This is a genomic window from uncultured Granulicatella sp. (assembly GCF_963545075.1).
GTDB lineage: Bacteria > Bacillota > Bacilli > Lactobacillales > Aerococcaceae > Granulicatella.
In genome coordinates, this window is record NZ_CAUUHX010000018.1 from 17,820 (window position 1) to 31,024 (window position 13,205).

The 13,205-nt window shown below is 36.4% G+C and carries 6 protein-coding genes; all 6 read left to right on the forward strand.

Annotated elements, in window-relative coordinates; translation table 11 throughout:
• The first annotated feature begins 150 nt into the window (after positions 1-150).
• The 6 genes from RWZ86_RS03915 to rpoC all read left to right on the forward strand — a co-directional run bounded on the left by RWZ86_RS03915 (position 151) and on the right by rpoC (position 12,904).
• Positions 151-3,006, forward strand: coding sequence for a pneumococcal-type histidine triad protein (locus tag RWZ86_RS03915; RefSeq protein WP_314680183.1), 2,856 nt, complete (start codon positions 151-153; stop codon positions 3,004-3,006).
• Positions 3,007-3,611: 605 nt separating this feature from the next.
• Positions 3,612-4,400, forward strand: a complete 789-nt coding sequence (locus RWZ86_RS03920; protein WP_314680185.1) for an alpha/beta hydrolase — start codon at positions 3,612-3,614, stop codon at positions 4,398-4,400.
• 71 nt (positions 4,401-4,471) lie between these two features.
• Positions 4,472-4,732 (forward strand): hypothetical protein, encoded by a 261-nt coding sequence (locus tag RWZ86_RS03925; RefSeq protein ID WP_314680187.1) that lies wholly within the window; start codon positions 4,472-4,474, stop codon positions 4,730-4,732.
• A 58-nt stretch (positions 4,733-4,790) separates the two neighbouring features.
• Positions 4,791-5,078, forward strand: a complete 288-nt coding sequence (locus tag RWZ86_RS03930) for a hypothetical protein (protein WP_314680190.1) — start codon at positions 4,791-4,793, stop codon at positions 5,076-5,078.
• A 469-nt stretch (positions 5,079-5,547) separates the two neighbouring features.
• The gene (gene rpoB / locus RWZ86_RS03935; protein ID WP_314680192.1) at positions 5,548-9,189 is read left to right on the forward strand and encodes a DNA-directed RNA polymerase subunit beta; all 3,642 of its coding nucleotides are present in this window, start codon (positions 5,548-5,550) and stop codon (positions 9,187-9,189) included.
• Positions 9,190-9,241: 52 nt separating this feature from the next.
• Positions 9,242-12,904, forward strand: a complete 3,663-nt coding sequence (gene rpoC / locus RWZ86_RS03940; protein ID WP_314680193.1) for a DNA-directed RNA polymerase subunit beta' — start codon at positions 9,242-9,244, stop codon at positions 12,902-12,904.
• Positions 12,905-13,205: the final 301 nt, after the last annotated feature.

Genomic DNA, 13,205 nt, shown 5'->3' on the forward strand with positions numbered 1-13,205 from the left:
TGAGACCCATAGGGGCTACTGGCGACCTCACAAACAAAAAGTATTTTTCTGCTTTCTTTCATTACGTGTTCAAAAAACATTGACAGAAGAAGAAAAGGGGAGTAAAGTTATAAAACGTAAAGATTACGTTTTGTAGGAAAGGGAGATAAAATGAAAATTCATAAAAAGTCATTACTGATTGGGAGTGCAAGTCTAGTTTTATTGGGAGGTTGTTCACTTTTTAATAATCAAAATACAAGTCAGCAAACAGAATCAGAAACTACGACAACAGAAATTTCAAAAGCGGATTTAGCCAAATTTGAAAAAATTGCTGAAGAAGTAAAAGAAAACAAACCAAAAACAATCGTGGGAGAAGTATTTGAAAATGGCTATTTAAAAAAACATGGAGACCATTACCATTTTGTATACGGAGCACCACCAGCAGATGCTATATATGAACAAAAGACTTCTGCAACAGCAATTAGTTCAGCAGATGATGGATATGTCTTTAATCCAAATGATATTGTAGAAGAAAATGAAATGGGATATGTTGTTCGTCATGGAGATCATTTCCACTTTATTTATAAAAATAATGTCCAACAAACGATTGCTACGACAATGGCTACAAATCCAGTAGCACATGAACATCATGAAGAAGTTGAAGATGGCTATGTTTTTGATAAGAAAGATGTTGTTAGCGAAACTGAAACAGGGTATATCGTTCGTCATGGAGACCATTTCCATTATATTTATAAAGATAAAGAAGGAAATCCTGTAGTAACTGCTGAACATCACGACCACGAAAGTGAACACCATGATCATGAGGGAGAGAAACATGAGCACGAAGGTGAACACGATGATCATGACCATGATGGGTATGTATTTGACAAGAAAGATATTGTAAGTGAAACAGCAGAAGGTTATGTAGTTCGCCATGGAGACCACTTCCATTTTATTTACAAAAATCAAGTGAAACCTGAAAGTACACAGCCTGATACTGTTACATCAACGATTGGAAAAGTTGAAAAGGTAGAAAAGGAACTACATGGTTTAACAGGAGGAAGTGCAACAAAACCTACGACTCCTGAAACAAAACCAAACACTGAAGCTCCAACCACACAGCCAAAAGAAAAACAATTTGCCGGAATTCATTATAGAACGAGCGACGGATTTTTATTTGATGGAAATCATATTATTGGTACATCAGGAGAAAATTTATTAGTAGCTCATAATGGAAATATGAAAGATATTCATGTGATTCCATTTGAACAATTAGTCCATACAAAATGGGAAAATTTAATTCCAAAAGAACATTTAGAATCAGCTAAAGCACGTTATAATGGGACTGCAACACCTCCTAAAGAGGAACATCACCATGATGATGCAACGAAACCTGCCGAAATGAGCGAGTTAGATAAAAAAATCGAAGAAAAAATTGCAGGTATTATGAAACAATACGGTGTAAAACGTGAAAGCATTGTAGTGAATAAAGAGAAAAATGCCATTATTTATCCACACGGAGATCACCATCACGCTGATCCAATTGATGAACATAAACCAGTTGGAATTGGGCACTCTCATAGCAATTATGAACTCTTTAAGCCAGAAGAAGGAGTTGCTAAAAAAGAAGGGAATAAAGTTTATACAGGTGAAGAATTAGCAAGTGTTATAAAATTATTGAAAAATAATACATTTAACAACCAAAACTTTACATTAGCAAATGGACAAAAACGTGTGTCCTTCAGTTTCCCTCCAGAATTAGAGAAAAAATTAGGAACAAATATGATGGTGAAACTAACGACTCCAGATGGAAAAACGATTGAAAAATTATCAGGAAAAGTATTCGGTGAAGGTGTCGGTAATATTGCTAATTTTGAATTAGATAAACCATATTTACCAGGAGAAACATTTAAATACACGATTACTTCAAAAGACTATCCAGAAGTAAATTATGAAGGAACATTTACAGTTCCATCATCATTAGCTTATAACATGGCAAGCCGTACGATTTTTTATCCATTCCATGCGGGGGATACTTATTTAAGAGTGAAACCTCAATATGCAGTACCAAAAGGGACTGATGCTTTAGTCAGAGTATTTGATGAATTTCATGGAAATGCGTACTTAGAAAATAACTACAAAGTGGGTGAAATTAAACTCCCTATTCCAAAATTAAATCAAGGAACTACGATGACAGCAGGAAATAAAATTCCGGTAACCTTCATGGCAAATGCTTATTTAGAAAATCAATCATCTTATATTGTAGAAGTGCCGATTTTAGAGAAAAATAATCAAACAGAAAAACCTGGAGTTTTATCACAATTTAAAGGACATGAAACAGAAGAAACTTCTAAGCCTGTCGAAAAAGGTGAAACTTCAAAACCTGTGGAGAAAGTTGAAGGAAGTTCAACACCAACAGGCGAAGGGTTAAAACCTGAGTCAGAAAAACCAAATGAGAATTCTATTTCTGAACCAGGATTAGAAGAAGCACCAGCAGTAGATCCAGTACAAGAGAAAATTGCAAAATTTGCTGCTGGTTACGGATTAGGGTTAGATAGTGTCATTTTCAATATGGATGGAACGATTGAATTACGTTTACCAAGTGGAAAAGTCGTTAAAAAGAATATGGCAGATTTTACAGGAGAAGCACCTCAAGGAAATATTGAAAATAAACCTTCTGGAAATGCAGAAGTGCCTACTGGAAAAGTTGAAAACCAACTAACAGAAAATAAACCAGCAGATTCTTTACCAGAGCCTCCAAAACCGAATGAAAAACCTGTGAAACCAGAAAATTCAACAGATAATGGAATGTTGAGTCCTGCAGGAAATGTAGGAACTGATCCAATGTTAGAACCAGGACTAGAAGAAGCACCAGCGGTAGATCCAGTACAAGAGAAAATTGCAAAATTTGCTGCTCGTTACGGATTAGGATTAGATAGTGTTATCTTCAATATGGATGGAACGATTGAACTACGTTTACCAAGCGGAGAAGTTGTTAAAAAGAATATGTCTGAATTTACAGCATAATGAATTGATGGAAAACGTCTAAATCGATGAAAAGATTTAGGCGTTTTTTTTATGTAGATGATATACGTATAGGCTAAAAGATGAAAGAAAAATTTTATGTTAGCGAGGTCGCCAGCAGCCTCGCAAGCGAGTCTCATGGCTAAAATTTGAGCCTTGGTCTCAAATTTTACCTGTAATGGAATCCAGGCGTGGCTTCCATTACTTTCGCAACAAAAATTTTTCTTTTATCTTTTAGTCGAATTATAAAACGAAGTACAACAATAAAAAAATACTGTTCAAAAGGATATGACAAACAAAAAAGTTAGCAGAAGTAAGCGTGAAATGATGATGTGACATATTCTTGGGAGCAGGGCAAGAGGCGTTTGATAGGTCGTAAATCGAAAAAATCCATGTTTACAGTAAAGAAAAAAATGTGTTAAACTGACGATAGTTAAGGGGTTTCAAAAAACAATGACTATGTGTATATAGTTAATGAAAGTAATAAAGCACTTCATTAGATTTTTTTAGCTGGTCTCATGTTTAGAAAACAAAGAAATAAATCAAGTGTATAAGTAAGCGAGTAAACTTATTAGCTAACAAATTTAAGTTTGTAGAGGTTTTGGAATATGATATTTCATGAATTTGGTGATAAAAAATTTCCACATATATTATTGATACACGGCGGAGGTAATTCCTGGTGGAATTATCTTCGGCAAGCTCGTATATTATCCGAAAAATATCATGTGATATTACCAACACTTAATGGTCATGGAGAAGAATATCAAAAAGAGTATATTTCAACTGAAAATTCCGCACAGCAAATTATGGACTATATAAAAAATAATTGCGATGGAAAATTGTTTGCTGTGGGCGGTGTTTCTTTGGGAGGTCAAATTGCCATTGAGTTATTATCGTTAAATAGTGATATAGCTCAGAAAGCAATAATAGACGGTAGTATTTGTATTCCTAAGCCAAAGCTGGCAAGAGTTAGTACAATTATTGTAAAATTATTCGGAAAACTTATGTTTAGCAAATATGCAAGTAAAATTCAGTTGAATTTAATGAAAAAAATGTATCCCAATATGGCTTATTCGGAAGAAATAGAAGGCTATTATATGGAGGATATGCCAAGGATTCCGATTAAAACATTGGTGACTATGTATCAAACATATATGGGAGAATATAGGCTTAAAAATTCTATTACAGAAAACAAAGCACAAGTTCTATATATTTATGGTGAAAAAGAAATGGGTTGTGTTAAGGAATCGGCTAAGCTATTTCAAAAAATGCATCCTAATTGTACTGTATATGAAGCAAAAGGATATAATCACGGTTATCTATCGGCTTATCTGCCTTTTGAGTGGATAGATTTGGTTAATCCATTTTTGGAAAACGATGTTCATCATAATAACTAAACTATGAAGTTATATAACAATACCTAGGTTTATCGAGTTAGATAGAACTAAATCCAGGAAATGCCTAACTCTTGGTGCAGAAACAAAAAATTGTAAGTGAAAAAACGCAAATAGAATATAAAAGAAAGCAGAAAAATCTTTTTGTAGCGAAAGCAATAGAAGCCAAGGTGTGGCTTCTATTGCAGGTAAAAATCGAGATCATAGGCTTGATTTTTAGCCAAGAGACTCGCAAGCGAGGCTACTGGCGACCTCGCAAACAAAAAGTATTTATCTGCTTTCTTTTTTACGTTCTAAAAATGGTTGACATATTTTTATTTGAATTGACAGAATAATAAAAGAATAGTAGTTTAATAGCACGAAAATTAGTAACATACGAAAGAGGATGGAATAATGACAAATACAATTAACGGACAAAAACTGACATTTCTAATTTCAGATGATCCTGTTTTGAGTTTAATGGTTACAGATGAAATCGTAATGGATATTCAAGTAGAAAGTGATTTTGATGCGGATATTATCTTGCCAAAAGCAAAACGAAACTATAATGGATTAGAACGCCACCTTCAATATTTATTGGCTACAAAAAAATCCTTACCGGAAATATTGGACCAAATTAAAGAAAAAGAATTTTCTACTCCTATTCACTACAATTTGAGAATTGACATAATAGACTGTTAGGGTTAGTGAAAAAACGCAAATACAATATAAAAGAAAGCAGAAAAATCTTTTTGTAGCGAAAGCAATAGAAGCCAATCCCTGGCTTCTATTGCAGGTAAAAATCGAGACCAAGGCTCGATTTTTAGCCAAGAGACTCGCAAGCGAGGCTACTGGCGACCTCGCAAACAAAAAGCATTTTTCTGCTTACTTTTATTACGACAAAACCTTGACAAATCGCTAATTTCACGCTAAAATAATGTAACGCAATAAGTGTAACTATAGTCTTGCGGGATGCTGAAATATTGTCCAGAAATCCCGTGAATATAAGGGAAAACAAAAGAATGAGCACTCTTTTTAATAAGGGATAAAGAAATTCTTTTGGTTTTTTTTTGTTCAAAAACGACTGACAGGCGGCATTTGTTACGAAAATTTAATAATGTAATAAATTTGTAATATTTATTCATAAAATTATGATATAGGGGTGGAAGAGTTGGCACATCATGATGTGAAATACGGTAAACACCGTGTGCGTAGAAGTTATGCACGAATCAGTGAAGTATTAGAATTACCAAATCTAATTGAAATTCAAACTGATTCTTACCAATGGTTCTTAGATGAAGGGATTCGTGAAATGTTTAAAGACATCTCACCAATCGAAGACCATACAGGTAATTTATCATTAGAATTCTTAGATTATGAATTACATGCTCCAAAATACAATCTTGCAGAAGCAAGAAATCACGACGCAAATTATGCAGCACCAATTTATGTAAAAATGCGTTTAGTGAACAAAGAAACTGGAGAAGTAAAAGACCAAGAAGTCTTCTTTGGAGATTTCCCATTAATGACAGAAATGGGTACATTTATCATTAATGGTGCAGAACGTGTTATTGTATCTCAATTAGTACGTTCACCAGGTTCATACTTCCATGACCGCCCAGATAAAAATGGTAAAGCCTTATATGGCGCTACATTAATTCCTAACCGTGGTGCATGGTTAGAATATGAATCAGATTCAAAAGACATTTCATATGTACGTATTGACCGTACTCGTAAAATTCCATTAACAGTATTAGTTCGTGCGTTAGGTTTTGAATCAGATGACACAATCTTAGAAATCTTCGGTGAAAGTGAAACATTACGTTTAACATTAGATAAAGATGTTCATAAACGTATGGATGAATCACGTACAGAAGAAGCATTAAAAGATATTTATGACCGTCTACGTCCAGGTGAACCAAAAACAGCTGAAAGTTCACGTAACTTATTAACAGCTCGTTTCTTTGATCCACGTCGTTATGATTTTGCGGCAGTAGGTCGTTATAAAGTAAACAAAAAATTAAACTTAAAAACACGTTTATTAAATCAAACAATTGCTGAAAACATCGTACATCCTGAAACAGGAGAAATCGTTGTTGAAGCAGGAACAGTTCTTGAAAAAGAAATTATGGAAAAAGTCGCTCAAGCATTAGAAGCAGGAGCAAACTTATTTACATTATATCCTTCAAGTGAAGGGGTTATCCAAGAACCTGTAACTATTCAATCAGTTCAAGTGTACTCACCACAAGATCCTGAAAAAGTGATTAAAGTAATCGGAAATGCGAATATTCCAGATGAAATTAAATGTGTAACAGCAGCTGACGTTTTAGCGACAATCAGCTACTTCTTAAACTTATATGAAGGAATCGGCTCAACAGACGATATCGACCACTTAGGAAACCGTCGTATTCGTTCAGTAGGTGAATTATTACAAAACCAATTCCGTATCGGTTTATCACGTATGGAACGTGTGGTTCGTGAACGTATGTCTATCCAAGATGTAGCAACAGTAACACCACAACAATTAGTAAATATTCGTCCTGTAGTAGCAGCAATCAAAGAATTCTTTGGTTCATCTCAATTATCTCAATTCATGGACCAAACAAACCCATTAGGAGAATTAACTCACAAACGTCGTCTATCAGCCTTAGGACCTGGTGGTTTGACTCGTGACCGTGCCGGATATGAAGTTCGTGACGTACACTATTCTCACTATGGTCGTATGTGTCCGATTGAAACTCCTGAGGGACCAAACATCGGTTTGATCAACAGTTTATCAACATATGCTAAAATTAATAAATATGGATTCGTTGAAACTCCATATCGTCGTGTAGACTGGAAAACTCATAAAGTAACAGATAAGATTGACTACTTAACAGCGGACGAAGAAGACCGTTATGTAGTAGCACAAGCAAACTCTCCATTGAATGAAGATGGAAGCTTCGTAAACGATGTAGTAATGGCTCGTTACGTATCAGAAAACTTAGAAGTTCCTGTAGAACGTGTAGACTACATGGATGTATCTCCAAAACAAGTAGTTGCTGTTGCGACAGCATGTATCCCGTTCTTAGAAAACGACGACTCAAACCGTGCGTTAATGGGTGCCAACATGCAACGTCAAGCAGTTCCGTTATTAAATCCAAAAGCACCATTTATTGGTACAGGTATGGAATATGTAACAGCGCATGACTCTGGGGTAGCTTTACTATGTAAACGTGAAGGTGTCGTAGAATTTGTAGATGCAAATCAAGTACGTGTACGTACAGCAGATGGTTCATTAGACCAATATAATATTACTAAATTCCATGGTTCAAATGCTGGTATGTGTTATAACCAACGTCCAATCGTTTCAAAAGGAGACAAAGTAGATGTTGGTGAAATCTTAGCAGACGGTCCTTCAATGGAACAAGGTGAATTAGCATTAGGACAAAACGTTTTAGTAGCATTCATGACTTGGGAAGGATATAACTATGAGGATGCGGTTATCATGAGCGAACGTCTTGTAAAAGATGACGTATATACTTCAATTCATATTGATGACTATGATTCAGAAGCTCGTGATACAAAATTAGGACCAGAAGAAATTACCCGTGAAATTCCAAATGTTGGGGAAGATGCATTGAAGAACCTTGACGAAAACGGAATTATCCGTATCGGTGCGGAAGTTAAAGATGGGGATATCTTAGTTGGTAAAGTTACTCCTAAAGGATTAACAGAACAATCACCAGAAGAACGTTTATTACATGCAATCTTCGGTGAAAAAGCACGTGAAGTACGTGATACTTCATTACGTGTTCCTCACGGAGGCGGCGGTATCGTTCGTGATGTACGTGTATTCACTCGTGCAGCAGGTGATGAATTAGCGCCAGGAGTAAACAAATTAGTTCGTGTATACATTGTTCAAAAACGTAAAATTAATGAAGGGGATAAGATGGCCGGTCGTCACGGTAATAAAGGGGTAGTTTCACGTATTATGCCGGAAGAAGATATGCCATTCTTACCTGATGGAACACCAGTTGATATCATGTTAAACCCATTAGGGGTACCATCACGTATGAACATTGGACAAGTATTAGAGTTACACTTAGGAATGGCAGCTCGTGAATTAGGCATTTACATTGCAACACCAGTATTTGATGGTGCGCAAGATGAAGATGTTTGGGGAACTGTTGCAGAAGCAGGTATGGCTCGTGATGCGAAAACAATTTTATATGATGGACGTACAGGGGAACCATTTGATAACCGTGTATCAGTAGGGGTAATGTATATGATTAAACTTGCCCACATGGTTGATGACAAACTTCATGCTCGTTCAATTGGACCTTACTCATTAGTAACTCAACAACCTCTTGGAGGTAAAGCTCAATTTGGTGGACAACGTTTCGGAGAAATGGAGGTATGGGCGCTAGAAGCATATGGTGCTGCATACACATTACAAGAAATCTTGACATACAAATCAGATGACGTTGTTGGTCGTGTGAAAACTTACGAATCAATCGTTAAGGGTCAACAAATTTCTAAACCAGGTGTACCTGAATCATTCCGCGTATTAGTAAAAGAATTACAAGCATTAGGTCTTGATATGAAAGTATTAGACGAAAATGATGAAGAAATTAAGTTAGAAGACATGGACGACGATGCTCGTATGAATTTCAATGATGTTGAAAAAATGAGCGAAAAAACACGTAAGTTAAATGAATATTCTGACCGTATTGCTGAACTTTCTGGAGAAAAAACAGAAGCAGTTGAAACAGCAGTAGAAGAAACTGAAGAAATTCAAGATTCAGAAGATACAGAAGAAACTTTAGACTAAGAATAACTATTGGAATCGTAGGGCAATTCCAAAGAAGAGGGAGGTTGGCCCCTTGATAGATGTAAATAATTTTGAAAGTATGCAAATTGGTTTAGCGTCTCCTGATAAGATTCGTGAATGGTCATATGGTGAAGTAACCAAACCAGAAACAATCAACTATCGTACTTTGAAACCAGAACGTGATGGTCTATACTGTGAAAAGATTTTTGGACCAACAAAAGATTTAGAATGTTCATGTGGTAAATTAAAGAAAATTAATAATAAAGGAAAAGTGTGTGATCGCTGTGGCGTTGAAGTAACTCGCTCAAAAGTTCGTCGTGAACGTATGGGACATATCGAATTAGCTGCTCCAGTATCACATGTTTGGTACTTTAAAGGAATTCCTAGCCGTATGGGACTTGTGTTAGACATGAGTCCTCGTGCGTTGGAAGAAATCATTTATTTTGCAAGCTATGTTGTTATCGATGCTGGTGACACAACATTGATGAAAAAACAATTATTAAGTGAACGTGAATACCGTGAAAAACGTATGGAATTCGGAACTCGTTTCCACGCAGCAATGGGTGCTGAAGCTGTTCAAGAATTATTAAACAACGTTGACTTAGAATCAGAAATTGCAGAATTAAAAGAAGAGTTAAAAACAGCTCAAGGACAAAAACGTACTCGTGCAATCCGTCGTTTAGATATTTTAGATGCTTTCCGTGAATCAGGAAATAAACCTGGTTGGATGGTAATGGATGTTATTCCAGTTATCCCACCAGATTTACGTCCAATGGTTCAATTAGAAGGTGGACGTTTTGCAACAAGTGACTTAAATGATTTATACCGTCGTGTTATTAACCGTAATAATCGTTTAAAACGTTTATTAGAATTAAATGCTCCACGTATCATCGTTCAAAATGAAAAACGTATGTTACAAGAAGCGGTAGATGCTTTAATCGATAATGGTCGTCGTGGTCGTCCAGTAACAGGACCAGGTAACCGTCCATTGAAATCATTAAGTCATATGCTTAAAGGGAAACAAGGTCGTTTCCGTCAAAACTTACTTGGTAAACGTGTAGACTACTCAGGACGTTCTGTAATCGTAGTAGGACCAAACTTGAAGATGTATCAATGTGGTTTACCAAAAGAAATGGCGATTGAATTATTCAAACCATTCGTAATGAAAGAATTAGTAGAACGTGAAATTGCTGGAAATATTAAGAGTGCAAAACGTAAAATTGAACGTTTAGACGATGATATTTGGGCAGTTTTAGAAGAAGTAATTCGTGAACACCCAGTTCTATTAAACCGAGCACCTACTCTTCACAGATTAGGGATTCAAGCATTCGAACCAACTCTAGTAGAAGGTCGTGCAATTCGTCTTCACCCATTAGTGTGTGAGGCCTACAATGCCGACTTCGACGGAGACCAAATGGCGGTTCACGTGCCACTTTCACAAGAAGCTCAAGCAGAAGCTCGTCTATTAATGTTAGCGGCACAAAATATCTTAAACCCTAAAGATGGAAAACCAGTAGTAACTCCATCTCAAGACATGGTTTTAGGAAACTATTACTTAACATTAGAACAAGAAGGTCGTGTTGGAGAAGGAATGTACTTCAAAGACATGAACGAAGCAATGTTAGCATACCAAAATGGATATGTTCATTTACACAGCCGTATTGCAATTCACGCAAGTGCGCTTCCTCATAAACCATTTACAGAATGGCAAAAAGAACGTATGTTAGTAACTACAGTTGGTAAATTATTATTCAATGAAATTATGCCTGACGAATTCCCTTACTTAAATGAACCATCAATGGAAAACTTAGAAGTAGCTACTCCAGATAAATACTTCTTAGAACCAGGTTCAAATATTAAGGAAGAAATTGAAAAACGACCAATCGTTTTACCATTCAAGAAGAAAAACTTAGGTCAAATTATTGCCGAAGTCTTCAAACGTTTCCACATTACAGAAACATCAATGATGTTAGACCGTATGAAAGACTTAGGATATAAATATTCAACTCGTGCTGGTTTAACAGTAGGGATTGCAGATATTTCTGTTGCAGGAAATAAAAAAGAAATTCTTTCAGATGCACACAATCAAGTTGATGAAATTTCTAAATTATTCCGTCGTGGTTTGATTACAGATGACGAAAGATATGAACGTGTTATCGAAACATGGAATGCTGCAAAAGATGAAATTCAAAGTGCATTAACAAAAACACTTGGTTCTCGTAACCCAATCTTCATGATGAGTGACTCTGGAGCCCGTGGTAACATCTCTAACTTTACTCAGTTAGCGGGGATGCGTGGATTGATGGCAGCTCCGAATGGTAAAATCATGGAATTACCAGTTACATCAAACTTCCGTGAAGGTTTAACGGTTATGGAGATGTTCTTATCAACACACGGTGCCCGTAAAGGGATGACGGATACAGCCTTGAAGACAGCCGACTCAGGTTACTTAACTCGTCGTTTAGTAGACGTAGCTCAAGATGTAATTATCCGTGAAACAGACTGTGGTTCTGATCGAGGTTTAACTATTTCAGCTATCCGTGAAGGAAATGAAATGATTGAAACATTAGAAGAACGTATGATTGGACGTTATGCACAACGTTCTGTAAAAGATCCAGTAACTGGAGAAGTATTTGTTGGTCACAATGAATTAATTACAGAAGATATTGCTCGTAAAATTATTGATGCTGGTATTGAAGAAGTAACAATCCGTTCTGCATTTACATGTGATACAAAACATGGTGTATGTAAATATTGTTATGGACGTAACTTAGCAACAGGTTCAGAAGTAGAAGTTGGGGAAGCAGTTGGTACAATTGCCGCTCAATCTATCGGGGAACCTGGTACTCAGTTAACAATGCGTACCTTCCATACTGGTGGGGTTGCCGGGGACGATATTACTCAAGGTTTACCTCGTATCCAAGAAATCTTCGAAGCTCGTAACCCTAAAGGGGGAGCAACGATTACAGAAGTAACAGGTGAAGTTGTATCGATTGATGAAAATGCGGGAAGCCGTACTAAAGATATCACAATTAAAGGTGCAACAGATACACGTACGTATACTGTTCCATTTACAGCTCGCTTAAATGTTGAAGAAGGACAAACAATCCATCGTGGGGAGCCATTAACATCTGGTTCTATCGATCCAAAAGAATTATTACGTGTTCGTGATGTATTATCAGTAGAAAACTACTTATTACGTGAAGTACAAAAAGTATACCGTATGCAAGGGGTAGAAATCGGCGATAAACACGTTGAGGTAATGGTTCGTCAAATGTTACGTAAAGTTCGTGTAATGGATCCAGGTTCAACTGAAATTTTACCGGGAACATTATTAGATATTGCTGACTTTACTGAACGTAACCGTTCTGCAATTATGAATGGTGAAGTTCCAGCGACTGCACGTCCAGTATTACTTGGTATTACAAAAGCTTCATTAGAAACAAACAGTTTCTTATCTGCAGCTTCATTCCAAGAAACTACTCGTGTGTTAACAGACGCATCTATTCGTGGTAAGAAAGACCACTTACTTGGACTTAAGGAAAATGTTATCATCGGTAAGATTATTCCTGCTGGTACAGGTATGGCTCGTTACCGTAATATGGAAACAAGCACTTCTACACCAGTTCAAACAGAAGAATTCGTTGAAGCTACTGAAGAGTTAGCGGAAGGAATTGTATCTGAAGGAACAGTGGAAGCAACAACAGAAGCTTAAAAGATTGAATTAGACTTTCCTAAATAGTAGTAAAGGACGCAAGCAGCCTCGCGAAGCGAGTCTCATTGCTAAACTTTGAGCCTAGGTCTCAAAGTTTCCTAGGAATAGTAGCCAGAAGAGTGGCTACTATTCCCCTTACTACTATGGAAAGTCTTTTCTGTTGGACGTGTGTTTATGAGAGAACGAAAAGAATTAGACTTCCTTAATATAGTAGTATAGGACGCCAGCAGCCTTGCGAAGCAAGTCTCATGGCTAAATTTTGAGCCTAAGGTCTCAAAATTTCCTAGTAAAAGTAGCCACA